This is a genomic window from Pseudomonas sp. P108, from assembly GCF_032613195.1.
In the GTDB taxonomy this organism is placed as follows: Bacteria; Pseudomonadota; Gammaproteobacteria; order Pseudomonadales; family Pseudomonadaceae; genus Aquipseudomonas.
Window position 1 is genome coordinate 3,893,658 of the sequence record NZ_CP126691.1, and the last position, 26,080, is coordinate 3,919,737.

Genomic DNA, 26,080 nt, shown 5'->3' on the forward strand with positions numbered 1-26,080 from the left:
TTGAAATGAACGTAATGAATGCGCGACTCAGCGTCATGATGTTTCTGCAGTTTTTTATCTGGGGCGGCTGGTTCGTCACCCTCGGCACCTTTCTCACCACGACACTGGCAGCCAGCGGCGGCCAGGTGGGAATGGCGTTCTCCACGCAGTCGTGGGGCGCGATCATTGCGCCGTTTGTCGTTGGTCTGATTGCTGATCGCTTTTTCAATGCCGAACGCATCTTGGCAGTGCTGCACCTGCTGGGCGCGGTGCTGCTCTTTCAGCTTTATCGGGCAACTGATTTCAGCGCGTTTTATCCCTATGTGCTGGCCTACATGCTGGTCTACATGCCAACGCTGGCCCTGGTCAACGCGGTAGCCTTCAGACAGATCAAAGACCCGGCCCGGGAGTTTTCCCGCATCCGCGTATGGGGCACCATTGGCTGGATCGTCGCCGGCATCGTGATCAGTTTCGGCTTTGCCTGGGACGCTCAACAGACGATTGCTGCAGGCGGTTTGCGCAACACGTTCCTGATGTCTGCCGTGGCTTCGCTGATCTTGGGACTCTACAGCTTCAGCCTGCCGAACACGGCGCCGCTGAAGTCGACGGGCGATTCGCCAGGCATCAAGCAGATGCTGGGGGTGGACGCATTGGGCTTGCTCAAGGATCGCAGCTATCTGGTGTTCTTTCTTGCATCCATCCTGATCTGCATTCCTCTGGCGTTCTATTACCAGAATGCCAATCCGTTTCTGGCCGAAATCGGTGTCACCAACCCCACCGCGAAGATGGCTCTGGGTCAGGTCTCCGAAGTGCTGTTCATGCTTCTGCTACCCCTGTTCATCCAGCGTTTCGGCATCAAGATTGCCTTACTGGTCGGGATGCTGGCCTGGGCCTTGCGCTATGTGTTGTTCGCCTACGGCAACAATGGTGACCAAGCGTTCATGCTGCTGATCGGTATTGCACTGCACGGCGTGTGTTATGACTTTTTCTTCGTCTGTGGGCAGATCTACACCGATGCCAAAGCGCCCGAGCGCTTCCGCAGCTCGGCTCAGGGCCTGATCACCTTGGCCACTTACGGTGTGGGCATGCTGATCGGATTCTGGGTGGCGGGTCAGATCACTGACCACTTCACCGCGCAAAACGGCCACGACTGGAGAAGTATATGGCTGTTCCCGGCAGGATTTTCGGTGGTGGTTCTGCTGTGTTTCGCACTGGCGTTCAAAAGCCGTGGCGGCGAAAAGGAAGGGATGCCGTCGACCGTCTAGAAACGCCGTTCTGATAGGCGCAGCGCAGAAAACAGAAAAAGCCTGCTTTTCAGGGCAGGCTTTTCGTTTACATCGCGCAGGCTTACTTCTGCTGTGCGGTCAGCGCCGAGTAGCTGTTCATCAGATTGCGGTAATTCGGGATCCGCTGCGACAGCAGATTACCCAAGCCTTCAATGTCGTTGCGCCAGTCGCGGTGCAACTCACACGCCACCGAGAACCAGTTCATCATCTGCGCACCAGCCTGAGTCATGCGGCTCCACGCGGCTTGTTGCACGGTGGTGTTGAAGGTGCCGGAGGCATCGGTGACCACAAACACATCAAACCCCTCCGCCAGCGCCGACAAGGTCGGGAACGCTACGCAGACATCCGTGACCACACCGGCAATGATGATTTGCTTGCGACCGGTAGCTTTGATCGCCTTCACAAAATCTTCGTTGTCCCACGCGTTGATCTGACCAGGACGAGCGATGTACGGCGCATCCGGGAACATCTCTTTCAGTTCCGGTACCAACGGGCCGTTCGGGCCTTGTTCGAAGCTGGTGGTGAGGATGGTCGGCAGTTCGAAGAACTTGGCCAGATCGGCCAGGGCCAGCACGTTGTTCTTGAACTCGTTTGGCGAGAAGTCCTGCACCAGGGAAATAAGGCCGGTCTGGTGGTCGACCAGCAGCACGATGGCGTCGTCTTTGTTCAGGCGGTTATAGGTTGGAGTGGTCATGGTCTGCTTCCCTTTTGAGTTTTAGAAGTTGTTGTTGCGTTCAAGTTGGGTACAGATTACTGACGCACAGGGACGGGATAAATCGGCTGAAAAGCGTTTCACCGTCAACTCAAAAAGGACAATACCGATCAACCAGGCACTTCTGCACTGTCGGCAGATATCAGCAATGACGCGGTCATTTCAGCGTGGCATACCGCAAGGATTTCATCGGCCAGCGCTGAATCATCCGGGCAGGCACGCGACAGAATAATCGCGCCCACCGCCCGCGCCAGCATGTCGATCATTTTCACTCGCCCCTCACCAGATGCCGCGTCGGGCCCTGTCGGGTACTTGTCGCCGAGCGTCTGCAGCGTGCGTTCGATCCCATCGGCAAACGCCGTTTTCACATCGTCAGACTGACGCGCTGCGTCGCCGCACAAAGCGGCCATGGTGCAACCGCTGCCCCGCCCGTCCCGATGTTCTTTCGAGACATAAGCGTCGATGAAGCCTTGAACATCGACCATTTCGGCACCGACCAACGAGCGCGAAAGGCTGTTGGCCGAAGCTTCGGACATCAGGTCGGCTTTCGAGCCGAAGTGTTTGTAGAAACCGCCATGGGTAAATCCGGCCGCCGCCATCAGGTCCGCGACGCCGACACCGTCAAAACCTCGCTCACGAAACAGCACCGAGGCGGTCTCGACGATGTGCTCGCGGTTTGCCTGCGCCTGGGCTTTGGTGACTCTCACGTGCAATACCTCCGCTGAAATTCATGCGCCGATGATACATAGATGTCAGCCATAATCAAAACCGTTGACAGTTTAGATTTCGATCATCATCCTAATTACAGAAATTATCGCTGCTCATCCACAGGCACGGATCAAACCCCATGACCGATCAAAATCTGTTCACACCGTACACGCTTGGCTCCCTGACGCTGGCGAATCGCATCGTTCTCGCGCCGCTGACCCGCAATCGAGCGGGCGAAGGCTTTGTGCCCAGTGAGTTCGCAGCCACCTATTACAGTCAGCGCGCCTCTGCAGGCCTGCTGATTTCCGAGGCTTCGCAGATCTCCCGACAGGGCCAGGGCTATCAGGACACCCCGGGGATTTACACGCAGGCGCAGATCGATGGCTGGCGCAAGGTGACCGCTGCGGTGCACGAACAAGGCGCGAAGATCTTTCTGCAACTGTGGCATGTCGGTCGTGTTTCACATGTTGATCTTCAAGAAAACGGCGCCGCACCTGTAGCGCCCTCGGCGATACGCCCGGCGACCAAAGTGTTCGTCAACAACCGTTTTGAAGACGTTTCCGCGCCGCGAGCACTGGAGATCAGCGAACTCCCGGGGATCGTCAACGATTTCCGCCAGGCAGCGGTCAACGCGATCGCCGCTGGGTTCGATGGTGTGGAAATCCACGGTGCCAACGGCTATTTGCTCGATCAATTCATCAAGGATGGCGCCAACGTGCGCACCGATGCCTACGGCGGCTCGATTGAAAATCGTGCGCGCTTGTTGCTGGAAGTGACGGCAGCAGTCGTCGCCGAGATTGGCGCAGATCGCACCGGCATTCGCCTCTCGCCGGTGTCGCCGGCCAACGGGGTGTCGAGCAGCGACCCGCAAGGGCAGTTCGATTACATCGTCGAGCAACTCGATGCGCTGGGCATCGTTTATCTGCATGTGGTCGAAGGCGCAACCGGCGGGCCGCGCGATGTCGCGCCGTTCGATTTCGGCGCTCTGCGCCAGCGATTCAAAAACACCTACATCGCCAACAACGGTTATGACCTCGAGCTGGCGAACGCGCGGATTGCCGAGGACCACGCCGATCTGATCGCCTTCGGTCGCCCGTTCATTGGCAATCCCGATCTGGTCGAGCGCCTGGCGGCCGGTGCGCCGCTGGCCGGTTTCAACCCCGCCACCCTGTATGGCGGCGGTGCGGAAGGCTACATCGATTATCCGACCTTGGCTGAATGGAGCGCTAGTGCTCAGTAAGCCGAGCACCAGCGTATTTACTGCCTCTCCTTAATCGTTTTTGTGAAAAGAGATGACCCTATGAACGCCCACCCTACTGTTCTTATCACTGGCGCCTCGACCGGCATCGGCGCGGTTTACGCCGAACGTTTCGCCCAACGCGGGCATGATCTGGTGCTGGTCGCCCGCGATCTTCAGCGCCTGGAAACGCTCGCCGCGAAGTTGCGCAGCGAATACAGCGTCGCCATTGATGTGCTGCAGGCCGACCTGACCCAACTCAGCGATCTGCACACCGTCGAAACGCGCCTGCGCGACGATGCGCGCATTGGCATCCTCGTCAATAACGCGGGCGCCGCGCAGTCCGGCAACTTCATCGAGCAGAGCACCGACAAAGTGGCCAATCTGGTCGCCCTCAACACCACGGCACTGGTGCGGCTCGCCAGCGCCATCGCTCCCCGTCTGGCAAAGGCCGGTGACGGCGCCATCATCAACATCGGCTCGGTGGTCGGTCTGGCCCCGGAGTTCGGCATGTCGGTCTACGGCGCGACCAAAGCGTTTGTCCTGTTCCTGTCTCAGGGCCTGAGTCTGGAACTGTCGCCGTTGGGCGTCTACGTACAAGCCGTGCTGCCGGCCGCGACGCGTACCGAGATCTGGGATCGCGCAGGCATCGATATCAACACCTTGAGCGAGATCATGGAAGTCACCGATCTGGTCGATGCAGCGTTGGTCGGTTTCGATCGTCGCGAACCGGTGACCATTCCACCGCTGCATGAAGGTGAGCGCTGGGATGCCTTGCAGACCGCGCGGCAGGGCCTGCTGGCACAGATCCGCCAGTCGGCAGTCGCCCAGCGCTATCTGGCGTGATTACAGTGGAACAAATGCCTTTCGTCAACGCCGCCAACCAATCGATTTTGGTTGGCGGCACGGCCTTCGCCTATCGCGACCTCGGCCCAAAATCGGCGGTGCCGCTGATCCTGCTCAATCATTGGGGCGCAGCACTTGACGACTTCGACCCGCGAATCGTCGATGGTCTGGCGCGAACCCGGCGCGTGCTCGCCATTGACTATCGCGGTGTCGGTGGCTCAGGCGGCACCGCGCCCCTGACCGTCGCGCAGATGGCCGACGACGTCATCAGCCTGATCGCTGCGCTGGAATTCACCAGTGTCGATCTGCTGGGTTTTTCCCTCGGCGGATTCGTTGCTCAGGACATCGCGCTCAAAGCGCCCGCGTTGGTGCGGCGCCTGATTCTGACCGGCACCGGACCGGCTGGCGGAGTCGGTATCGCCAAGGTCGGTGCGGTTTCCTGGCCACTGATGTTCAAGGGTTTGCTGACTCTGCGCGATCCCAAGTTCCATCTGTTTTTCACCACAACCGCCAACGGACGGCGGGCCGCGACAGACTTCCTGCAACGTTTGAAAGAACGCCGCAAAGATCGCGACAAGCGCCCGACACCCAGCGCTTTTCTGCGGCAGTTGAAAGCCATCAAGGCATGGGGCAAACAGACGCCGCAGAACCTTGGCGGCCTGCAAATCCCGACGCTGGTGGTCAACGGTGACAGCGACATCATGGTGCCCACGGTCAACTCGATTGATCTGGCGAACCGGATCCCCTACGCGCAATTGATCATTTATGAAGACGCCGGACACGGCGCGATTTTCCAGAACTACGCTGACTTTGTCAGCAAGGCGCAGGCGTTTCTCGACCACTGAGGCAATCCGCTCAGGCAACGCAGCCCTTCCCCAAACAGTGAGAGCCGTATCCACCATGAAAGCTTATTTTATCGATCGTTACGGCAAGCAGAACGGGCGTATTGGCGATGTCTGCGAGCCTGTACCCGGCGCCCATGACGTGCTGATTGAAGTCCATGCGGCCAGCGTCAACGTACTCGATTCAAAGATTCGCAGCGGCGAGTTCAAACTGATTCTGCCGTACTCATTCCCCTTGGTGCTGGGCAACGATTGTGCCGGCGTGGTGATTGCGGTTGGCGCAGCGGTCAAGGGTTTCAAGCCCGGCGACGCGGTGTATGCACGCGTGCCCGAACAACGAATCGGCACGTTTGCCGAGCGAATCGCCGTCGACCAAAACGCCGTAGCGTTGAAGCCAGCCAACCTCAGCATGGAACAGGCCGCTGCGATTCCTTTGGTCGCCCTGACAGCCTGGCAAGCATTGGTCGACATCGCCCGTTTGCAAAAGGGTCAGAAGGTCCTGATTCACGCCGGTTCCGGCGGTGTCGGAACAATCGCCATTCAACTGGCCAAGCGCCTCGGCGCTGTTGTCGCGACCACCACCAGCACCGCGAATGTCGAATGGGTTAAAGCGCTGGGCGCAGATGTGGTGATTGATTACAAACAGCAGCACTTCGAGCGCGAATTGCGCGACTACGACGTGGTGCTGAACAGCCTCGGCACCGACGTCCTGGAAAACTCGCTCAAGGTACTCAAACCGGGTGGTAAGCTGATTTCCATTTCAGGCCCGCCAACTGCCGAGTTCGCCAAGGCGCAGGGCCTGGCCTGGCCGCTGCGGCAAGTCATGCGCTTGTTGAGCCTGAGCATTCGGCGCAAGGCGCGCAAGCAGGATGTCCGTTACAGCTTCCTGTTTATGCGGGCCAACGGTGCACAGCTGCAAGAAATCACCTCCCTGATTGAAGCCGGCGAAATAAAGCCCGTGCTGGATCGCACCTTCGCCTTCGAGTCAGCGGGCGAAGCCCTGACTTACGTCGAACAGGGCCGTGCGAAAGGCAAGGTAATCGTGCAGATCAAAAAGTTGCCTGCCTGAAATCATCTGGCGAAAGACCCATGGATAATGTTGCCTGCGACACCGAAAAGCCCCCCGCCAACGAACAGCAAGACACGGAGAACAAACACTCACCTGAACCCGCGAACCACGAAACGCCTGACCCCAAGCGGCACAATGCGATACTTGGTGTTGCTCCGATCGTATGGCGGCCCTTGATGCTTGAGCCCTAAGTGTTCAACGGCGATTGCGGCGTATCCGGATTGAGTTGTCGGCGGCGAAACTGTCCCGGCGGCTGACCGTGAATCTGGCGAAAGCGCCGCGAGAAATATGCCTCGTCAGCGAAGCCGCACAACCGCGCCACCTCACCCACTGAGCGTGTGCTGTTGAGCAGGAAATTGCGTGCCGCGTGCATCCTGCGTTCAAGCACCAGTTCGGTGAAGGTCTTGCCGATTTCCTTGCGCAACCAGTGCGTCAGATAGGTCGGGGACAGGTACGTCGCCGCAGCCACCTTGATCAGATTGAGATCGGGGTCGGCAATGTTCTTGCGCAAGTATTCGAACATGCGGCCCAGCGCATCCCGGCGGCTGACCTCGGCCGCATTCTCCTCGGCCAAACGCTTGAGTGGCTCGGCGTAAAGGAAACACACGCTGCCAATCAGTTGCAGCAGCAAGCCCTTGAGCATCTCGCGCGTACCAAACTGACGGTTCTCGTCCAGCGTGCGCATCTGCTCGATCAAGGCACAGACCTTGGCGAAGTCCTCATCCCCGAGAATAAAATCCAGATGCTCCTGAAAACGGAATGGCGATAACTCCGGCGCCAGCAGAATCGACACCTCCTCCAGGTCCATCGGGTCGCACTGCAAATGCGGCAACAGAAAGGTCTGGGAAAAATTGATCACCATGAAATTGCTGTCCGCTGGATGCGGGATTACGTGCACCCGGTGCGGCAGGATGAATGCCAGGGTATTGCGCGGGAACGGGCGCTCGACGTTGCCGATGTGCTGCACGGTGTCGCCACCGAGGTGGATCTGGATCTGAAAATACTCGTGCCGATGGGGACTGGTCTCGGCGCGCCGGCCCTTTTTGTCGCGGATGTAGAAGTCGGTCAATTCGCTGCGCTGCTGCATGACATAGGTGGGAATACGGCTGGGTGACGACATCTGCGCGGAATCCTCGACAGGTATTTTGCAGTGAACTGACGACCGTCATCTTGCAGACATGTACGCAGTGCACGCAAGCAGTCATACGACGACCTGCCTCTCCAAGGATTTTTCATCTTCGATATGGCGTTTAGCCTGTCCAAAACCGCCGAAAAAGAATTACGATTTTTTATCGTTAATAATCAACTAATTAATCGACACATCTAAATAATTCATCAGGAGATTAACCCATTTATTTCTTGGACAGGTTTAGCAACGCCACTGCCATAGAAAAAAAACGTTCTAACTCCTCGGTTGCTTTACCGATGTTGTACGACCACTGTTAGCCGACGCAGCCCAACCTCTTCCAAAAACAATCACAGGTGTGCACGTCATGATTCAATTTTTCCCCCTCGCCGCCCCTCCCGACATTGTCCCGATCACGCCGACTGGAAGACGTTTCTAAACGTCTGACGCCGGCTACTCGCACCGTTCGCTCCAGTATCGATTGCTATGCCCCGACCATCGCGGGCAACGCCTTCGGCTGCGCGAAAACATCTCGATTCTTCTAACAATAACGAGGTCTCTCCATGTCGAATTCACATGCTTCCCAAGCCACCGTGCCGCCGGTGATAGACGGCGCCCGAGACGCCGTCCTGCCGCAACGCCTGCCCTCGCGGCGACGCTGGTTCATGCTCTCGCTGCTGCTGATTGCGACGATCATCAATTACATCGACCGGGTCAATATCTCGATTGCCGCGCCATTCATGGCCAAAGACCTGGGTCTGGACAAGATTGAAATGGGCCTGATTTTCTCGGCATTTGCCTGGACCTATGCCCTGGCTCTGGTCCCTGCCGGGTTTATCGCTGACCGCTTCGGCTCGCGCTTCACTTACGGGGTGTCGCTGATCAGTTGGTCGACGGTGACCGTGTGCCAAGGCTTTGCCACGGGATTTGCTTCATTGTTCGGCTTGCGTCTGGCGGTCGGCGCCATGGAAGCACCGGCGTTTCCGGCCAACAGTCGCGCGGTGACGGTGTGGTTCCCGGCGCGGGAGCGCGGTCTGGCCAGTAGTATCTACGTCTGTGGGCAATACCTGGGGACGGCGCTGTTTACCGGTGCCCTGCTCTGGCTGGCGACCACATTTGACTGGCGTCACGTGTTTTATAGCACCGGCGTGCTCGGCATCGTCTTCGGCGTGCTGTGGTTGTACCTGTATCGCGACCCGTTGAACTGCAAAAAGGTCAGCAAAGAAGAATTGAAATACATCGAAGCCGGCGGCGGTCTGGTCAAAAGCAGTCAGGAACGCACCCGCTTCAACTGGCGGCAAATTGCTGAACTGTTCAGCTACCGCCAGATCTGGGCGATTTGCATCGGCAAATTCGCCAGCACCTCGGCGCTGTACTTCTTCCTGACCTGGTTCCCCACCTACCTGATCGAAGAACGCCAGCTGACCATGATCAAGGCCGGGATCTTCGCAGTTCTGCCATTTGTCGGCGCGACGGTCGGCATCCTGCTCGCCGGCATCGTGTCGGACTTGTTGATCCGTCGTGGCTACTCGATGTCCTTCGCCCGCAAGTTGCCGCTGGTGATCGGCTCGATGCTGGGCATGTCCATCGTGCTGGTGAATTTCACCGATTCGAACACGATCTGCATCGCCGTGCTGACCATTGCCTTCTTTGCGCAAGGCATCGCCTCGTCTTCGTGGGCCGCCGTGTCGGAAGTCGCGCCCAAAGAGTTGATCGGCTTGACCGGCGGGATCACCAGCCTCGCCGCCAACATTGGCGGCATCGTCACGCCGATCGTGATTGGCACGATTGTTCACGCCACCGGCTCATTCGCCTGGGCTTTCTGGTTCATTGGCGGCGTCGCCCTGATCGGCACCCTCTCCTACTCACTGCTGCTCGGACGCTTGTACCGCATCGAATTGAAGGTGCGCTAAAGCCAACAGCACCGTTTTCTCCAACTGCAGGCGGCTTTCGTCCAACTTCACCAACGACTGCCGCCGTACGCTGAAGCTACCAACAGGACTCATAACAGGATGAACATGACTGAATACGTCTTCACGCCGGATCTGCCCGTGACCTTGCCCGTTGTCGGCAGTGAACAACGTTTTCCCGTTGGCCGGGTATTTTGTGTCGGCCGCAATTACCCGTGGCCAGATGCCGTCGGCCAGTCGCGCCAGCCACCGGTGTTTTTCATGAAACCAGCCAGCAACGTCGTCGACGCCGTCGGCGAGGTGGCATTCCCTTCGCTGACCGAGGATTTCGCCCACGAAATCGAGTTGGTGGTGGCCATCGGTGAAGGTGGCGCGAATATTCCCGAAAGCGAGGCGCTGGCTTATGTCTGGGGCTACGCCGCCGGCCTCGACCTGACCCGCCGTGATATTCAGCGCGCCGCCAAGAGCAATGGTTTGCCGTGGGAAGGCGCCAAGGTCTTTGACGGCGCCGCGCCTATGACCGCCATCGTGCCAGTGACCCGCGCCGGCCATCCCGAAGGTGAGTTGTGGCTGAACGTCAACGGCCAGGAGCGTCAGCGCGACAGTCTCGACAGCCAGATCTGGTCGGTCGCTGAAGTGATCAGCCGGATCTCCCAGTCAGTGGCGCTAAGGGCCGGCGACCTGATCATGACCGGCAGCCCGGCCGGCGTCGACGGGCTGCATCCCGGCGATGTGATCAATGCCGGCATCGACGGTATCGGCCAACTGGAAATGCGCGTCGGCCCACGGGCCTGAACGCCGCAGTGATTTGAAGACAGGAGAACAACAAAATGTCCATCACTCAACCTTTGAAAGTCGCGCTGGTCACCGGCGCTGGCAGCGGAATCGGCCGCTCCGTGGCGCTTGGCCTGCTGGCCGACGGTTACACCCTGGTGCTTGCTGGTCGCCGACCGGAACCGTTGCAAGCGCTGGTCGAACTGGCGGCGAGCGAAGGGCACGAAGCCCTCGCGGCGCCCACCGATGTGCGTGACCCGGTCAGTGTCGATGCGCTGTTCGCAACCATTGCCGAGGTCTACGGGCGTCTGGATGTGGTCTTCAACAATGCCGGGGTCAATGCCCCCGCTGTGCCCTTGGACGAACTGACGTTCGAGCAGTGGCGCAACGTGATCGACACCAACCTCAACGGGGTTTTCCTGTGTGCCCGTGGCGCCTTCGGCCTCATGCGCCGGCAACAGCCACAGGGCGGACGCATCATCAATAACGGTTCGATTTCGGCACACACTCCGCGCCCGTTCAGCAGCGCCTACACCGCCAGCAAACATGCGGTGCTGGGGCTGACCAAATCGCTGGCGCTGGACGGTCGCGAATTCAACATCGCCTGCAGCCAGATCGACATCGGCAACGCCCTGACCGAAATGTCGGTACGCATGACCAAAGGTGTACGTCAGGCCAACGGCAGCATCGCCGTGGAGCCGATGGTCGACGTCAAGCATGTCGCCGATGCCGTGCGCTACATCGCCGGCCTGCCGCTGTCGGCCAACGTTCTGAACATGACCGTCATGGCCACCGCCATGCCGTTTGCCGGCCGCGGTTAAGCCGGCCTTTTTATTCGGTAAGAGAGGTTTACATGAAGCCAGAAGTCTTGCAGCTCAGCCCGATCCTGATTCCTGAAATCAACACGCGTCTCGACGAATTGTTCACGGTCCGACGCTATTTCCAGCAGGCGGACAAACAGGCGTATTTACAGGAGCACGGCGCGAATATTCGCGGGGTGATCACCGGTGGCCATACCGGCATCACCCAAGCCGTCATGGCGCAACTGCCGAAACTTGAAGTGGTGGCGGTCAACGGCGTCGGCACCGATGCGGTGGACCTGGCTTACGCTCGGGATCGCGGCATCCGCGTGACGGCGACCATTGGCGCGTTGACCGAAGACGTCGCCGACCTCGCCATCGGACTGCTGATTTCCGTGTGTCGCGGGTTGTGTACCAGTGATCGCTATGTACGCTCGGGCCAATGGCCGCATAGCGCCACACCGCTGGCGCCGCTGCCGCTGGCGCGTCAGGTGTCCGGCATGCGTATCGGTATTGTCGGCATGGGCCGGGTGGGCCGCGCGGTGGCTAGTCGAGCGGCGGCGTTCGGCTGTCCGATCAGTTACACCGACCTGCAACCGATGAGCGATACACCCCACACTTTCGTCGCCGACCTCAAGCAGTTGGCCCGCGACAGCGATGCGCTGATTCTCGCCGCCGCTGCCGACAAGGCTGAAGCCATCATCGATGCTTCCGTACTACAGGCCTTGGGCAAGGACGGTTATCTGATCAACGTGGCACGGGGCAAACTGGTCAACGAGGCTGATTTGGTGGCAGCACTCGCTGCCGGCGAGATCGCCGGTGCGGGGCTGGATGTGTTTGTCGATGAACCGAATGTGCCGGAAGCCTTGTTCGGTAATGAGCAAGTGGTGCTGCAACCGCACCGCGCCAGCGCCACCTTGCAGACGCGCACACGCATGGGTGAGATGGTGGTGGCGAGTCTGCTGGACAGCTTTGCCGGGAAGACGCCGCAGGGTTGTGTCACTGGTTAAGTGGCAGGTGCCGAAACAGCTGCCCTCACCCTAGCCCTCTCCCCCAGGAGAGGGAACCGATTGGGGGATATTGGCGATGAGCGCCGACGTGCAATAGCGTCTGTGAATCCATGACCGCCAAGCATTGCGGATGAACCCGTAATCGACGCGATCTTTCAGGTCGATGCATAGCGCAAGACATCTCAGTGGGTTCCCTCGCCCCCCAGCAGAGGGAGCCGATTGGGGGATATTGGCGATGAGCGCCGACGTGCAATAGCGCCTGTGAATCCACTACCGTCAGGCATTACCGATGAATCCATAATCGACGCGATGTTTCGTGTCGATGCATAGCGCAAGACACCTCGGTCGGCCCCCTCTCCCGCAGGGAAAGGGACCGATTGGGGGATGTTGGCGATGTGCGCCAACGTGCAATAGCGCCTGTGAATCCACTACCGTCAGGCATTACCGATGAATCCATAATCGACGCGATGTTTCAGGTCGATGCATAACGCCAGACACCTCGGTCGGCCCCCTCTCCCTCAGGGAGAGGGCTGGGGTGAGGGGCAGCCGTTGCAGCGTCGAGCTCGGCTTACAAGGTATAGGAAATCCCCACCTGCACCGTTCTCGGCGCACCCGGATAGGCGTAGACATTACCAAACGCGCCCTCTTCATAATCCCGGTCAAACAGGTTTTTCACGTCAAGATTAAGCCGCACCTTCTCGTTGACCTTATAGAAGCCGAGCAAATCGACGACGGTGTAGCTGTCCATCGAGAACGCAGTATTAGCGGTTTGCCCAGCACGCTCGTCGACGTACTTGAGTCCGGTGCCCAGGCCGAGGCCTTTGAATGCACCGTCCTGAAATTCGTAAACGTTGAGCAGGCTGAAGCTGTTTTGCGGAATGTTCATCAACCGTGTGCCCGAGCGGATCACATTGTCTTTGGTCACTTCGGCATCCACGTAGGCGTAGCCGCCGATCACCCGCCATTCGGGGGTCAGGTTGCCGGCGACGTTCAGGTCGAAACCACGGCTGCGCACTTCCCCGGCCGCCACGCTGAAGGTCGAGTCCACCGGGTCGGTGGTCAACACGTTGCGTTTTTCGATCTGATAGATCGCTGCGTCGATGCTCAACTGATGATCCAGCGCTTCCCACTTGACGCCCATTTCGTAGGACTTGCCTTTCTCCGGGGCGAAGCCTCCGCCCACGCGGCTCGCGCCGGTATTGGGCTTGAACGAGCGCGCGGTGTCCGCATAAACCGCCAGCGTCTCGGTCAGGTCGTAGGTCACGCCGACGCGTGGAGTCACCGCGTTATCACTGGCCTGCCAGTTTTTACCGCCCGGCACGTAGGTTTCATAGTCGTGTTCGAAACGCTCAAAACGCGCCCCGGCCAGCACCTTCAGACGCTCGGTCAACGCCACCTGATCCTGGACGAACGCGGCATAGGTCTTGAGGTTTTCCTTGTCGTGGGTCGGGGTGCGGGTCAATGCCGGGCGCGGTTGGCCGTAAACCGGATCGAAGATGTCGATCGGGTAGGCGCCGACCGCGCCGCTGGAACGCTGAATGATCGACTTGTAGTCGTAATCTTCGTATTCGATGCCGGTCAGCAAGGTGTGCTGCAAGCCACCGGTGCTGAAATGCCCGGTCAGATTGAGTTGAGTGTCCTTGTCGGTCCATTCAAGTTTGCGGTAGTTGAAGTTACGCCCCAGGGTTCGACCGTCATCGGCAATGCCGTTGGCTTCGATCGCATTGCCCTCAAGCGAGCCGTCGAGCCACTGGAAGCCACCGCCCAGCGTCCAGTCATCATTGAGCAGATGTTCGAAACGCAGTTGCGCCATGTTGTTGTCGTTGTGCAATTTGCCGGCGTCTTTCTCGCCAAAGAACGTGTCCCGCGAGGCGGTGCCGATCTGTTTGGCGTAACGCGTCACGCCACGATCCAGCGGGTGATTGTTGCGCATGAAATCACCCTCGAAGATCACCCGCGTGGCATCGCTGGCCTGCCAGGTCAGCACCGGCGTGATGCCGTAGCGTTCGGTCTCGACGTGATCGCGGAAGGTATCGCCGCCCTCGCCCACCACGTTGAGTCGATAGGCCAGGCGCCCCTCTTCATCCAGCGGGCCGGAAGCGTCCAGCGTGCCGCGCTTCATGCCTTGATCGTTCAACTGACTACCCAACGTTACCGTGCGCTCGGGCAACGGCTGCTTGGAAACGACATTGAAGGTGCCGCCGGGATCGCCACGGCCGTAGAGCATCGTCGCCGGCCCGCGCAGCACTTCCAGACGCTCGATGGTGTTGGCGTCGGGCATGTTCGGGTAGCCGCGATTGATCGGGAAACCGTTGCGGTAGAACTCGCCGGTGGTGAAACCACGCACGGTGAATGTGGTCAGGCCCTGCCCGCCGAAATTGTTCGCGCGGCCGACGCCGCCGGCGTAATCCAGCGCGTCTTGCAGACGGGTGGCGCCGAGGTCTTCGACAGCATCTTTGGTCACTACGCTGATCGATTGCGGGGTTTCATGGATTGAGGTGTCGGTGCGCGTGGCGCTGGCGGAACGTGTAGCGCGATAACCCTGCACCGGGCCGTCGGCCCGCTCGTAATCCGCCGTGCCGACCACGTCGGTCGCCTCCAGCTCTAGCGCTGAGGATGTTGAATCGGCCTGTTCGGCCCATGAGGAAGAAGACAACGCCTGCAGCACGCAAATTGAAAGCAGAGTACGACGCATGAAATGAAAACCTTACGAATAGGCCAGAACGAGGGGTAAAACCGCCAGCAAAGCGCCGCGGATGGTATACCAAGTGTTCCGTTATTGAAACTTATTCCCATTCGTATGTTTGAGCGGACCGCGTGCCAGTACGCGTGTCATCCATTGCATCGCACAAAAAACCTTGGTCAAACGTGCAAAAGCTGTTTCGTCATTGCCATCGAAGTATCCAGGGATTGCCCGGTACGCTGCAGCTTGTTCAGCAAACTGGCGCCCAACCACAACTGATACAAGGTTTCCGCCAGATGCCGGGCATCGCCCTTGGGCAGACTGTTTTCAGCCTGGCCCTGCTCGATGCACAGGGTGATGCGCGCCACCACTTGCTCGGCGCCATCGCGCAAGGTCAGGCGCATCGACTCCGACAAGTCGGCGACTTCGGCACTGAGTTTCACCACCAGACATTCGTCGCCGTGGCCTTCGAGGGTGCAGCGGTTCTGCCAGCCCTGCCAGTAATCCATCAACCGCTCGTAGGCGCTCAGCCCCGGCAGCGTCAGGCGCCGCTCCATGTCGGCGAGGTAGCCGACGAAGTAATCCGCGAGCAACGCCTGGCCGTACAACTCTTTGGATTTGAAGTAGTGATAGAACGAACCCTTGGGCACACCGGCGGTTTGCAGGATTTCGTTGAGGCCGACACTGGTGAAGCCCTTCTCGGCCATCATCCGGTGGCCGGTGTCGAGCAAGTGTTGGCGGGTGTCGTCGTAGGTCGCTTTCATGGGGCGCACATTACCAGGCAATAGACCAGTCGTATATTTCGAGGAACGGAAGTTTGCCATACCTGTCGATGAAAAACCGCAGGATAAAAAATTACTAGACGACTGGTCTAATTGGAATCTATGCTGCGCCCCGACAAACGTTTTCTGACCGGTGTGGCCGATGTGCGAATCCTTCGCTCAATCGAAGACACCTGATCGACTCAAGGTGCTCTATGAAAATCCTGATGGTTTTGACTTCCCACGATCAACTCGGCAACACCGGCAAGAAAACCGGCTTCTGGCTGGAAGAGTTCGCCGCGCCCTACTACGCCTTCAAGGACGCCGGCGCCGACGTCACACTGGTCTCGCCGGCCGGTGGCCAGCCGCCGCTGGACCCGAAAAGCGATGAGCCCGATGCGCAGACCGCCGAGACTGATCGCTTCCGCAAAGACTCCGCCGCGCAACAGGCACTGGCCAATACCGGGCGCTTGGCCGACGTCAGCGCTGAGGATTTCGATGCGGTGTTCTACCCGGGCGGCCACGGCCCACTGTGGGACCTGGCCGAAGACCAGCAGTCGATCGCGTTGATCGAGGCGTTTGACCGCGCCAACAAACCCCACGGTTTTGTCTGCCATGCGCCGGGGGTGTTGCGTCACGCCCTCACCGCTGACGGCAAACCGCTGGTCCAGCATCGCCAGGTCACCGGTTTCACCAATGCCGAAGAAGAGGCCGTTGGCCTGACAGACGTGGTGCCGTTCCTGATCGAGGACGAGTTCCAGCGTCTCGGCGGCCATTATTCGAAAGTGGCTGACTGGCAGGTTCATGTGGTCGCCGACGGGCAACTGGTCACTGGCCAGAACCCTGCCAGCTCGGCCGCTGTCGCCAAGAAGCTGCTGGAGATGCTGGGCTAACACCCGCGCAAAACCCTTGCAAACGCCGGGCGCGTCTCGCCCGGCGTTATTTTTTTACCCGATTAATAGACGACTGGTCTAATAAACTGCAAAAAGGTCACTCATGAACAACAACCCTTTCTTCACCCCCGCCAAACTCGGCCATCACACCCTGAAAAACCGCATCGTCCTGCCGCCCCTCACCCGCCAGCGCAGCACCCAACCGGGCAACGTCGCCAATGAGCTGATGGCCGAGTATTACCAACAGCGCGCCGGCGCGGGTTTGCTGGTCACCGAAGGCACGCAGATTGAACCTCGTGGCCAGGGTTATGCGTGGACGCCGGGCATTCATACGCCTGAGCAAATCGCCGGCTGGCGCAAAGTCACCGAGGCCGTGCATGCCGTGGACGGGGTGATTTTCGCCCAGTTGTGGCACGTCGGCCGTGTCTCCCACACCGCGCTGCAACCCGACGGCGCAGCGCCGGTTTCGGCCTCCGCCGTAGCGACCGATCGGGTCAGCGTGTTTATCGAAACCGCGCCCGGCGCCGGTGAGCTGGTGCCGCCGTCGGCACCTCGCGCGCTGAGCACCGATGAAGTGCAGGAACTGGTTCAGCTGTACATCCAGGCCGCACGCAACGCCATGGACGCGGGTTTCGATGGCATCGAATTGCACTGCGCCAACGGTTATCTGGTGAACCAGTTCATCTCCGCCCACAGCAATTTGCGCGACGATCAGTACGGTGGTTCGCTGCACAACCGCCTGCGCTTTCTCAAGGAAGTAGTCGCCGGCGTCGCCGAGTGCATCGGCAAGGAAAAAGTCGGCGTACGGTTCGCGCCGCTGTTTACCACCACCGATGAAGCGCGCACTTACCTGGGCATGGTCGAAGAGGATCCGCACAGCACTTACATTGAAGCGATCAAAGTGCTGCAGGACGTGGGCATCGCCTATCTGTCGATTGCCGAAGCCGACTGGGACAACGCCCCGGCGATGCCCCTCACGTTTCGTCAGGCAGTACGTGACACCTTCAGCGGCGCGATCATTTATGCCGGGCGTTACACCGCGGAATCCGGCGCGCAACTGCTCGGTTCCGGGCTGGCAGACTTCGTCGCTTTCGGCCGCCCGTTCATGGCCAACCCCGATCTGCCGGCGCGCATTGCCAATGACTGGCCGTTGAATGCACTGAATCCGGCGACGGTGTATGGCGGCACCGCCGAGGGCTACACCGACTACCCCGTTTTTCCCGGCTAAGCCATTCAAGACAAAATAAACGCTCCCGAAATATCGGGAGCGTTTATCCGAGTCGGAGTGCAAGCCCCTGTGGGAGCGAGCCTGCTCGCGAAAGCGGCGGGTCAGTCACTCACAATGTTGAATGTGACGACGCCTTCGCGAGCAGGCTCGCTCCCACAGGGGGATGTGAATATTCACCGCACAAAAACCTATACAACTACTATAATCTGTACAACTATCTGGACTTGATGTTTAAACGTCCACTCGGCAGCCTGCTGCTCATTACGCTGAATCCGTGAAATGAACAAAACCCATCGGCTGTGCCTCGTTCTGGGTGACCAGTTATCGTTTGATCTGGCTTCATTGGCAGGCTTGGATCGCGAACAGGATCGTGTGCTGCTGGTCGAGGTCATGGAAGAAGCCAGCCACGTTGCTCATCATCCGCAAAAGATCGCCCTGATCTTCAGCGCCATGCGTCACTTCGCTCAGGCACTGAAAGAACAAGGCTTCCACGTGCATTACGTGCCTCTCGACGACCCACAGAACAGCGGCTCGGTGCCCGGCGAGTTGAAGCGCTGGCAGGCGCTGCTGCAAGCGAACGAGGTGCACCTGACCCAATGCGGCGACTGGCGTCTGGAGCAATCACTGAAGGATTGTGGCTTGCCAATCCACTGGCATGCCGACAACCGTTTCCTCTGCAGCCGCGATGAGTTTCGTACCTGGGCCGCTGGCAAAAAGCAGCTGCGCATGGAGTTCTTCTACCGCGAGATGCGCCGCAAAAGTCGTCTGTTGCTCAATGGTGACGGCACGCCGGTCGGCGGCGCCTGGAACTTTGATGCCGACAACCGCAAACCCTTGCCGAAAACGGTAAAGGCGCCCTACCCGGCTGGTTTTGCCAACGATGCAATCACCCTCGAAGTTCTCGCACTGGTCAAGGAACGCTTCGCCAGTCACTACGGCAGCCTGGATGACTTCAACTATCCGGTGACCCACGCCGATGCCCAGGCGCTGTGGGCCTGGTTTCTCGATTACGGTCTGGCCGGGTTCGGCGATTATCAGGACGCCATGGCCAGCGACGAACCGTATCTGTTCCATGCGCGCATCAGCGCGGCGCTGAACATTGGCTTGCTCGATCTGCGTCAACTCTGCAGTGACGTGGAGTCGGCCTATTGGTCAGGCAACATTGCCCTGAATGCCGCCGAAGGCTTCATCCGCCAACTGATCGGCTGGCGCGAATATGTGCGGGGCGTTTATTGGCTGCACATGCCGGAATACGCCGAGGGCAATGCCTTCGGTAACACGCGGCGCCTGCCAGAGTTTTACTGGACCGGCGACACAAAAATGAACTGCATGCGCCAGGCCATCGGCCAAAGCCTCAAACACGCCTACGCCCATCACATCCAGCGCCTGATGGTGACCGGCAATTTCGCCCTGCTCGCCGGCATCGCACCGAGCCAGATCTGTGAATGGTATCTGGCGATTTATATGGACGCTTTCGATTGGGTCGAGCTGCCCAACACCCTCGGCATGGTCATGCACGCCGACGGCGGTTATCTCGGTTCCAAGCCTTATTGCGCCAGCGGTCAGTACATCAACCGGATGTCCGACTACTGTCGCGACTGTGCTTACTCGGTGCGCGAAACCACGGCGGATAACGCCTGCCCGTTCAACGCCCTGTACTGGCATTTTCTGATGCGCCACGGTGACCTTCTGCGCGGCAATCAGCGCATGGGCATGATGTACAAAAACCTCGATCGCATGCCGCCGGAAAAACAGCAGGCTTTGTGGCACCGCGGGCAAGGGCTGCTCGACAGACTGGATCGCGGCGAATCGCTATGAAAGCGCGCGAGCCTTGATCCCCGTGCAACTTAACCATGAGGCCCCGGGTCAATGGCTCACAAAGCTTGTGAAGCAGAGGGCTTGAAACACACCCATTGAACGCAAGCCAACCATCAACGCATGAAGGGTGAACATCCTGAAACAGCTTACTCGCGAGGAGCTTGAGTCCGAAGTCACGCGCCTGCGTCTGGCCGTCAAGGCGACCTGCGACGCCGTTTGGGACTGGGATCTGCAAACCAACCAGGTCATCTGGAACGACTCGCTGCAACAGGCGTATGGCTACGCATCAACGGCCATAGAACCGACGTGTGACTGGCGGTTTGCGCAGATTCACACACAGGATCGCTCGCGCGTGACAACCTCGATTCGCTCGGCCATTGACGGCTCTGGCACGACCTGGAGCGCTGAGTACCGCTTCCTCTGCCACGATGGCTCATACGCCGAAGTCCTGGATCGCGGACATCTGATCCGCAATGCCGACGGCAAAGCCGAACGCATGATCGGTGCGATGCTCGACCTGACCCGCTCGCGCAGCGCCGAAACCGCATTGCGCCAGAGTGAAGAGCGCTTCAGCACCATTCTGGAGACCATCGAGGCGGCGTTCGCCATCGTCAAAGTCAAATTCGACGCCGACGACCACCCCATCGATTACTACTTTGTCGAGGCCAACCCGGCGTTCGAACGTCAGGCCGGGGTCAACCTGCGGGGCAAGTGGGTCACCGAGTTTGCGCCCAACCTGGAGAAATTCTGGTTCGAAACCTACGGCCATGTGGCCAAGACCGGCGAGCCGGCCAACTTCGAGAACTACGCCAATACCTTCGAACGCTGGTTCGATGTGCGCGCCGTGCGTGTCGGCGACCCGGCCGATCGGCAGATTGCGATCTTCTTCAGCGATGTCACCGAGCGCCGCGACGCGCAAGAGCGTTTGCGCATCAGCGAAGCGGTCGCTCGGGAAAACGTCGAACGGGTCCAACTCGCCCTGGCCGCCGGCGCCATTATCGGCACCTGGCACTGGCACTTGCCCAGCGATCGCTTCAGCGTCGATGAAGCCTTCGCGCGGGTGTTCGACCTCGACCCGGCCTGGGGTCTCGACGGTCTGAGCCTGGAGCAAGTGGTGATGACCGTTCACCCGGATGACCGGGAAGGACTCACAGCCGCGATCAACGAAGTCATTGCCCGTGGAGGTGCCTATTCGCACCAATACCGAGTGCGCGGCGCGGATGGCCAATACACCTGGATTGAAGCGAACGGACGCGTCGAGTGCGCCGAAGACGGCACACCTGTACGCTTTCCCGGCGTGCTCATCGATGTCGAAGACCGGCGCAATGTCGAAGCCGAGCGCGACCGGGTCACCGCCGCGTTAAAGGCGCTCAACGACACACTGGAACAACGGGTCTCGGCGCGCACCGCAGACCTGATGCAGGCCGAAGAAAAGTTGCGCCAATCGCAGAAAATGGAAGCGGTCGGGCAACTCACCGGCGGTCTGGCCCATGACTTCAACAACCTGCTGGCAGGCATCTGCGCCTCCCTTGAACTGATGGAAAAACGCATCGGCCAAGGCCGTCTGAACGACATCGACAAATACATGCTGATCGCTCAGGACGCGGCCAAACGCGCCACCGCCCTGACCCATCGCCTTCTGGCCTTCTCCCGGCGACAGACCCTCGATCCACGGCCAACTGAGGTCAACGCGCTGATTGCTGGTATGACCGAACTGATCCAGCGCACCGTCGGCCCGAGCATTCGCCTGAAGACGGTCGTCGCCGCCGATCTGTGGCCGGCGCTGGTCGATGCCAGCCAACTGGAAAACGCCCTGCTCAACCTGTGCATCAACGCCCGCGATGCGATGCCCGATGGCGGCAGCATCACCGTCGAGACCGCCAATCGAACCCTGGATGATGAATCAGCGCGCGTACGGGAAATGCCCGAAGGGCAATACCTGTGCTTGTCGGTCGCCGACACCGGTACCGGTATGAGCGCTGAAGTGATCGCCAAGGCCTTCGACCCGTTTTTCACCACCAAACCGTTGGGCCAGGGCACCGGGCTCGGGCTGTCGATGATCTACGGTTTCACCAAGCAATCCGGCGGGCAGGTGCGGGTGCAATCGACTGTGGGTCAAGGCACCACCATGTGCGTTTACCTGCCGCGCTATCTCGGCGAAACGCAGCGCAATCACGATGACGCGAAAAGCTCGGCAACCCTGCAGGCCAAGCCCGGCGAGACCATCCTGATTGTCGACGACGAACCCACCGTTCGCACGCTGCTCAAAGACGTGCTGAACGACCTCGGTTACAACCTGCTCGAAGCGGCCGACAGCGTTGAAGGGCTGGAAGCACTGCGCTCCAGCGCGCACATCGATCTGCTCATTACCGATGTCGGTTTGCCGGGCGGCATGAACGGCCGGCAGATGGCCGATGCGGGCAGGCAAATCAGACCGAAGCTCAAGACCTTGTTCATTACCGGGTACGCGGAAAACTCGGTGATCGGCAACGGTCAGCTCGGTCCGGGCATGCAGGTGCTGACCAAACCCTTTGCCGTCGACACGTTGGTGTCACGGGTAAGTGGTCTGCTGACCATCGACTTCGATTGAAGGGTGCGCAGCGAACCTCATGAACCTGTTGCGCCCTGCCGTCTTCGCTTGATACAGCGCCTGATCAGCGCACTCGATCAGCCCCTGCACCGGGTCCAGATGTGAACCACGCGCAGCGGCGATGCCGATGCTCAGGCTCACGCGGGTCACGGGACTGGTGGGGTGGGCAATGTTTTCCTGCTGCAAGCGCTGAAGAATCAGCTGCGCCACTACCGCAGCACCTTCAATGTCCGTGTCGGGCATGATCACCGCGAACTCTTCGCCACCGTAGCGCGCCACCAGATCCGACGGCCGTCGCACACACGCATCCAGCACGTGACCGACGGCCTGCAGACAGGCGTCACCGGCAACGTGCCCAAGCGCGTCATTGAACCGTTTGAAATAGTCGATATCGATCATCAACAAGGCCAGCGACGAGCCGTCGCGCTGTGCCCGCCGCGCCTCTGTGGCCAGGGTTTCGTCGAAGCAGCGCCGATTTGCCAGCCCGGTCAGCGCATCCTTCATGGCCAACAGTTCCAGCTGCCGATTGGAGCCGAGCAACTGCTGCTGAGCGATGCGCAGTTCGCCTTCAACCTGGGTCCGGCGACGGATATCGAGGATCAAGAACCAGCCAATCAGACCGGTGAGCCCCAACAGCCCCGCCACCACCACCGCCGACAACAGCGCCTCGGTTCGCCACGCCGTGAGCGCTTCACGCTTGCCGATGGCGACTGTGGTGATCAGCGGCAATTTCTCGCTTTTGCGGAACGCATAGAGGCGTTCGACGCCATCCAGGCTGGAGGTATACGACGCGGTACCGACCGATTGATCGACCAGGTACTTGGCGTAGATCGGCGACTTGGAAAAGTTGCGGCCCATGTCCTGTTCGCGGAAAGGATAGCGAACCAGCAATGTGCCGTCGGTATAGGACAAGCCTATGGCGCCGTCCTGGCCGATATCGAGTTTGCCGAACAGACGCAGAAAGTTTTCCACGCCCAAGGTCACGGCCACGACCCCGGCAAACTCACCGTGATCATCATTGAAACGGCGGCTGACGGTGATCACCCACTCCTGATTGGAACGGCTACGGATGGGTGGCCCGATAAAGGGTTCGCGGCTCGGGTCGTCGCGGTGATGAATGAAGTAGGCCCGATCACTGCTGTTGGCCCCCGCCGGGATCGGTCGGTTCGACGACATCAGCCAATGGCCCTGACGGTCATAGATGGTGATCCCGCTCATTTGTGGCATCAACGGCTGCTGGCGGTTGATCAGCGCACCCAGCCGCTGAATCTGCGCGGGGCCACTGCCTTCGGTCTCCAGGCGCTCGACCAGCCCGAGCAGCAGCAGCGAACTTTGCCGGACAATGCCTTCGGAATAGGTCTCGAGTGCCTGGGTCAGGTTCAACCCGTGCACGTTGACTTCCTCCAGCGCGCGATCGCGCGAGGACAGCACTTTCCAGATGGTCAGCGACGCCAGAGAGCAGCCGATGACCAGCAGCAAGAGGATGACGAGGTGGGTATCACGCTTCACGAAAGTACCTAATGGAAAGTCCGGTTTCCCGTTCCGGCCGTTACTGATTCAAGGCAATAACAGCGGTCGTATGTCCTCGACCGGCGCAAGGATACAAGTAGCGCGTCGAACGTGCAGCAACCGTATGACGGAACGTCGTTTTCAGCCCCTTGGCGTTGTTTCGCAACGACACGGCGGCGGCCTGCAACTTATATTCGTGGCCGCAGGTCATTAGGCTTGCTGAGGTTGAATCCATCCGCAAACCTCAACTATTGAAGACACTGCCGTGGCCGCTGACCTCGATCGCCGCAATAACCTGTCACTGGACAGCCTGAACTTTTTCCTCGCCGACGTGCGTGATGGTCTCGGGCCCTATCTGGCCATTTACCTGTTGGCGGTGCATCACTGGGAACCGGCCAGTATTGGCCTGGTGATGACCATCGCCGGGGTCGCCGCGCTGATCACCCAGACACCCGCCGGTGCCTGGGTCGACAACAGCCGGCGCAAACGTGCGTTGATTGCGATCGCCGCGCTGCTGGTGACCGGCAGTTGCCTACTGCTGCCGTTCGTGACGTCGTTCACGTGGGTGGCGTTGACGCAAACCCTGAGTGCGATGGCCGCTTCAATATTCGCCCCGGCCATTTGCGCAATTACCCTGGGCATGACCGGACCACGGGCATTTACCCGCCGAACCGGGCGCAATGAAACCTTCAATCATGCCGGCAATGCCTGCGCCGCCCTGCTGGCCGGGGTATTCGCGTATCTGTTCGGCCCAGTGGCGGTGTTCTATCTGATGGCGGCCATGGCCCTGGCCAGTGTCATCGCCATTGCCTGCGTGTCGCCAGACGCGATCGACCATGATCAGGCCCGCGGACTGGACCCGGCCGACGCTGGCCATCGTCAGCCTTCCGGTTTATCGGTGCTGCTGGGCAACCGCTCGCTGTTGCTGTTCGCCATTTGCTGTGCGCTGTTCCACCTGGCCAATGCGGCGATGTTGCCGCTGGTAAGCCAAAAACTCGCGCAAACCAATTTGCAGATGGCCACGCCGCTGACCTCCGCCTGCATCGTGGCCGCGCAGTTGGTCATGGTGCCTGCGGCGTTACTGGTCGGAGCGAAAGCCGATGTGTGGGGACGCAAACCGCTGCTGCTGGCCGGTTTTCTGATCCTGCCGTTGCGCGGTGTGCTCTATACGCTGTCGGACGATGCTTATTGGCTGGTCGCGGTGCAGATGCTCGACGGTGTTGGCGCAGGCCTGTTCGGCGCCTTGTTTCCGATCATGGTCAAAGACCTCACCCAGGGCACCGGCCACTTCAACATCAGCCTCGGCGCACTGACGACGGCCTTCGGACTCGGCGCCGCGTTGAGCAACGGTCTCGCCGGGTTCGTTGTGCAAGAAGCCGGTTACAGCGCGGCGTTTCTGACTCTGGCCGGTATTGCAGCAGTAGCGGTTGTCCTGCTCGGTATCGGGGTGCCAGAAACCCAGCGCGCTGGGCGTCAGGCTGAAACCGGAATGGTCGAGGCCGCTGCAGAATCCTGAACGTACCCTGCTGTTCAGCTTTGACGTACAGACACGACAAAAGCCTGCTTTCAGGGCAGGCTCTTGTTTGGTCGCGTCGGCTTACTTCTGCTGAGCGGTCAGCGCCGAGTAGCTGTTCATCAGGTTGCGGTAGTTCGGGATCCGCTGCGACAGCAGGTTACCCAGACCTTCAATGTCGTTGCGCCAGTCGCGGTGCAGCTCACACGCCACCGAGAACCAGTTCATCATTTGCGCACCGGCCTGAGTCATGCGGCTCCACGCGGCTTGCTGCACGGTGGTGTTGAAGGTGCCGGACGCGTCGGTCACCACAAACACCTCAAACCCTTCCGCCAGCGCCGACAAGGTCGGGAACGCTACGCAGACATCCGTCACCACGCCGGCAATGATGATCTGCTTGCGCCCGGTGGCTTTGATCGCCTTGACAAAATCTTCGTTGTCCCAAGCGTTGATCTGACCTGGACGAGCGATGTACGGCGCGTCCGGGAACATCTCTTTCAGCTCTGGCACCAGCGGGCCGTTCGGGCCTTGTTCGAAACTGGTGGTGAGGATGGTCGGCAGTTCGAAGAACTTGGCCAGATCGGCCAGGGCCAATACGTTGTTCTTGAACTCGTTCGGCGAGAAGTCCTGCACCAGCGAAATCAGGCCAGTCTGGTGGTCGACCAGCAGCACGATGGCGTCGTCTTTGTTCAGGCGGTTGTAGGTTGGAGTGGTCATGGTGGGCATCCCTTTTGAGTTTTTGAAGTTGTTGTTGCGTTCAAGTTGGGTACAGATTACTGACGCACA

At 59.7% G+C, this 26,080-nt stretch carries 21 protein-coding genes; 14 read left to right on the forward strand and 7 right to left on the reverse strand.

Going from position 1 to position 26,080, the window contains the following annotated elements; all coding sequences use genetic code 11:
- Positions 1 to 5 precede the first annotated feature (5 nt).
- Positions 6 to 1,244 carry a nucleoside permease gene (locus tag QOM10_RS17125; protein ID WP_316916594.1) on the forward strand — a complete coding sequence of 413 codons (1,239 nt, stop codon included), beginning with the start codon at positions 6 to 8 and terminating at the stop codon, positions 1,242 to 1,244.
- Between the two features lie 82 nt (positions 1,245 to 1,326).
- On the opposite strand, the gene ycaC (QOM10_RS17130) is transcribed toward QOM10_RS17125, so the two are convergent.
- Both ycaC (QOM10_RS17130) and QOM10_RS17135 read right to left on the reverse strand, forming a co-directional pair.
- Entirely contained in the window at positions 1,327 to 1,959 is a 633-nt protein-coding gene (gene ycaC / locus QOM10_RS17130; protein WP_007916011.1) for an isochorismate family cysteine hydrolase YcaC, read from the reverse strand.
- A gap of 128 nt (positions 1,960 to 2,087) precedes the next feature.
- Complete coding sequence (locus tag QOM10_RS17135; RefSeq protein ID WP_316916595.1) at positions 2,088 to 2,684, reverse strand: TetR family transcriptional regulator; 597 nt, start codon at positions 2,682 to 2,684, stop codon at positions 2,088 to 2,090.
- Between the two features lie 140 nt (positions 2,685 to 2,824).
- Between QOM10_RS17135 and QOM10_RS17140 the strand changes: the two genes are divergently transcribed.
- The 4 genes from QOM10_RS17140 to QOM10_RS17155 are packed head-to-tail and all read left to right on the forward strand — an operon-like array spanning position 2,825 to position 6,679.
- The gene (locus tag QOM10_RS17140; protein WP_316916596.1) at positions 2,825 to 3,925 is read left to right on the forward strand and encodes an alkene reductase; all 1,101 of its coding nucleotides are present in this window, start codon (positions 2,825 to 2,827) and stop codon (positions 3,923 to 3,925) included.
- Between the two features lie 60 nt (positions 3,926 to 3,985).
- Positions 3,986 to 4,768, forward strand: a complete 783-nt coding sequence (locus tag QOM10_RS17145; protein ID WP_116029652.1) for an SDR family NAD(P)-dependent oxidoreductase — start codon at positions 3,986 to 3,988, stop codon at positions 4,766 to 4,768.
- Positions 4,769 to 4,782: 14 nt separating this feature from the next.
- Complete coding sequence (locus tag QOM10_RS17150) at positions 4,783 to 5,613, forward strand: alpha/beta hydrolase (protein WP_316916597.1); 831 nt, start codon at positions 4,783 to 4,785, stop codon at positions 5,611 to 5,613.
- Positions 5,614 to 5,668: 55 nt separating this feature from the next.
- Positions 5,669 to 6,679: an NADP-dependent oxidoreductase gene (locus tag QOM10_RS17155; protein ID WP_316916598.1), complete on the forward strand. Its 1,011-nt coding sequence runs from the start codon at positions 5,669 to 5,671 to the stop codon at positions 6,677 to 6,679.
- 187 nt (positions 6,680 to 6,866) lie between these two features.
- Here the strand turns inward: QOM10_RS17155 and QOM10_RS17160 are convergent, their stop codons facing one another.
- Positions 6,867 to 7,799, reverse strand: a complete 933-nt coding sequence (locus tag QOM10_RS17160) for an AraC family transcriptional regulator (RefSeq protein WP_316916599.1) — start codon at positions 7,797 to 7,799, stop codon at positions 6,867 to 6,869.
- 569 nt (positions 7,800 to 8,368) lie between these two features.
- Between QOM10_RS17160 and QOM10_RS17165 the strand changes: the two genes are divergently transcribed.
- From QOM10_RS17165 to QOM10_RS17180, 4 genes are all read left to right on the forward strand, one after another.
- Positions 8,369 to 9,718, forward strand: coding sequence for an MFS transporter (locus QOM10_RS17165; RefSeq protein ID WP_410479166.1), 1,350 nt, complete (start codon positions 8,369 to 8,371; stop codon positions 9,716 to 9,718).
- A gap of 99 nt (positions 9,719 to 9,817) precedes the next feature.
- The gene (locus QOM10_RS17170) at positions 9,818 to 10,510 is read left to right on the forward strand and encodes a fumarylacetoacetate hydrolase family protein (protein WP_127928493.1); all 693 of its coding nucleotides are present in this window, start codon (positions 9,818 to 9,820) and stop codon (positions 10,508 to 10,510) included.
- Between the two features lie 41 nt (positions 10,511 to 10,551).
- The gene (locus QOM10_RS17175) at positions 10,552 to 11,310 is read left to right on the forward strand and encodes an SDR family oxidoreductase (RefSeq protein WP_150751071.1); all 759 of its coding nucleotides are present in this window, start codon (positions 10,552 to 10,554) and stop codon (positions 11,308 to 11,310) included.
- A gap of 32 nt (positions 11,311 to 11,342) precedes the next feature.
- Positions 11,343 to 12,299, forward strand: coding sequence for a 2-hydroxyacid dehydrogenase (locus QOM10_RS17180; protein WP_150750927.1), 957 nt, complete (start codon positions 11,343 to 11,345; stop codon positions 12,297 to 12,299).
- Positions 12,300 to 12,867: 568 nt separating this feature from the next.
- Here QOM10_RS17180 and QOM10_RS17185 read toward each other — a convergent pair.
- Positions 12,868 to 14,994 carry a TonB-dependent siderophore receptor gene (locus tag QOM10_RS17185; RefSeq protein ID WP_316916600.1) on the reverse strand — a complete coding sequence of 709 codons (2,127 nt, stop codon included), beginning with the start codon at positions 14,992 to 14,994 and terminating at the stop codon, positions 12,868 to 12,870.
- 167 nt (positions 14,995 to 15,161) lie between these two features.
- A complete protein-coding gene (locus QOM10_RS17190; RefSeq protein ID WP_122599598.1) occupies positions 15,162 to 15,746 on the reverse strand; it encodes a TetR/AcrR family transcriptional regulator in 585 nt (194 codons plus the stop codon).
- 212 nt (positions 15,747 to 15,958) lie between these two features.
- Between QOM10_RS17190 and QOM10_RS17195 the strand changes: the two genes are divergently transcribed.
- The 4 genes from QOM10_RS17195 to QOM10_RS17210 all read left to right on the forward strand — a co-directional run bounded on the left by QOM10_RS17195 (position 15,959) and on the right by QOM10_RS17210 (position 22,272).
- The gene (locus QOM10_RS17195; RefSeq protein WP_150750924.1) at positions 15,959 to 16,636 is read left to right on the forward strand and encodes a type 1 glutamine amidotransferase domain-containing protein; all 678 of its coding nucleotides are present in this window, start codon (positions 15,959 to 15,961) and stop codon (positions 16,634 to 16,636) included.
- Between the two features lie 103 nt (positions 16,637 to 16,739).
- On the forward strand, positions 16,740 to 17,864 hold the full coding sequence (locus tag QOM10_RS17200; protein ID WP_316916601.1) for an alkene reductase: 1,125 nt from the start codon (positions 16,740 to 16,742) through the stop codon (positions 17,862 to 17,864).
- A gap of 279 nt (positions 17,865 to 18,143) precedes the next feature.
- Positions 18,144 to 19,682, forward strand: coding sequence for a cryptochrome/photolyase family protein (locus QOM10_RS17205; protein ID WP_316916602.1), 1,539 nt, complete (start codon positions 18,144 to 18,146; stop codon positions 19,680 to 19,682).
- A gap of 127 nt (positions 19,683 to 19,809) precedes the next feature.
- Entirely contained in the window at positions 19,810 to 22,272 is a 2,463-nt protein-coding gene (locus QOM10_RS17210; protein WP_316916603.1) for a PAS domain-containing protein, read from the forward strand.
- On the opposite strand, the gene QOM10_RS17215 is transcribed toward QOM10_RS17210, so the two are convergent.
- Positions 22,234 to 23,781, reverse strand: a complete 1,548-nt coding sequence (locus tag QOM10_RS17215) for a sensor domain-containing diguanylate cyclase (RefSeq protein ID WP_127928510.1) — start codon at positions 23,779 to 23,781, stop codon at positions 22,234 to 22,236. The two genes, QOM10_RS17210 and QOM10_RS17215, sit on opposite strands and share 39 nt — an antisense overlap.
- A 265-nt stretch (positions 23,782 to 24,046) precedes the next feature.
- Here QOM10_RS17215 and QOM10_RS17220 point away from each other — a divergent pair, with 265 nt between their 5' ends.
- Entirely contained in the window at positions 24,047 to 25,297 is a 1,251-nt protein-coding gene (locus QOM10_RS17220) for an MFS transporter (RefSeq protein ID WP_316916604.1), read from the forward strand.
- Between the two features lie 81 nt (positions 25,298 to 25,378).
- Here QOM10_RS17220 and ycaC (QOM10_RS17225) read toward each other — a convergent pair whose 3' ends face one another.
- Positions 25,379 to 26,011 (reverse strand): isochorismate family cysteine hydrolase YcaC, encoded by a 633-nt coding sequence (gene ycaC / locus QOM10_RS17225; RefSeq protein WP_007915995.1) that lies wholly within the window; start codon positions 26,009 to 26,011, stop codon positions 25,379 to 25,381.
- Positions 26,012 to 26,080 lie beyond the last annotated feature (69 nt).

Bases quoted from the DNA above. Each gene is read 5' to 3' on its own strand.
- QOM10_RS17150 (WP_316916597.1), top strand. From the start codon at position 4,783: ATGCCTTTCGTCAACGCCGCCAACCAATCGATTTTGGTTGGCGGCACG.
- ycaC (WP_007915995.1), bottom strand. From the start codon at position 26,011: ATGACCACTCCAACCTACAACCGCCTGAACAAAGACGACGCCATCGTG.
- QOM10_RS17165 (WP_410479166.1), top strand. From the start codon at position 8,369: ATGTCGAATTCACATGCTTCCCAAGCCACCGTGCCGCCGGTGATAGAC.
- QOM10_RS17200 (WP_316916601.1), top strand. From the start codon at position 16,740: ATGAACAACAACCCTTTCTTCACCCCCGCCAAACTCGGCCATCACACC.
- QOM10_RS17155 (WP_316916598.1), top strand. From the start codon at position 5,669: ATGAAAGCTTATTTTATCGATCGTTACGGCAAGCAGAACGGGCGTATT.
- QOM10_RS17145 (WP_116029652.1), top strand. From the start codon at position 3,986: ATGAACGCCCACCCTACTGTTCTTATCACTGGCGCCTCGACCGGCATC.
- QOM10_RS17125 (WP_316916594.1), top strand. From the start codon at position 6: ATGAACGTAATGAATGCGCGACTCAGCGTCATGATGTTTCTGCAGTTT.
- ycaC (WP_007916011.1), bottom strand. From the start codon at position 1,959: ATGACCACTCCAACCTATAACCGCCTGAACAAAGACGACGCCATCGTG.
- QOM10_RS17160 (WP_316916599.1), bottom strand. From the start codon at position 7,799: ATGTCGTCACCCAGCCGTATTCCCACCTATGTCATGCAGCAGCGCAGC.
- QOM10_RS17205 (WP_316916602.1), top strand. From the start codon at position 18,144: ATGAACAAAACCCATCGGCTGTGCCTCGTTCTGGGTGACCAGTTATCG.
- QOM10_RS17140 (WP_316916596.1), top strand. From the start codon at position 2,825: ATGACCGATCAAAATCTGTTCACACCGTACACGCTTGGCTCCCTGACG.
- QOM10_RS17170 (WP_127928493.1), top strand. From the start codon at position 9,818: ATGAACATGACTGAATACGTCTTCACGCCGGATCTGCCCGTGACCTTG.
- QOM10_RS17180 (WP_150750927.1), top strand. From the start codon at position 11,343: ATGAAGCCAGAAGTCTTGCAGCTCAGCCCGATCCTGATTCCTGAAATC.
- QOM10_RS17195 (WP_150750924.1), top strand. From the start codon at position 15,959: ATGAAAATCCTGATGGTTTTGACTTCCCACGATCAACTCGGCAACACC.
- QOM10_RS17185 (WP_316916600.1), bottom strand. From the start codon at position 14,994: ATGCGTCGTACTCTGCTTTCAATTTGCGTGCTGCAGGCGTTGTCTTCT.
- QOM10_RS17190 (WP_122599598.1), bottom strand. From the start codon at position 15,746: ATGAAAGCGACCTACGACGACACCCGCCAACACTTGCTCGACACCGGC.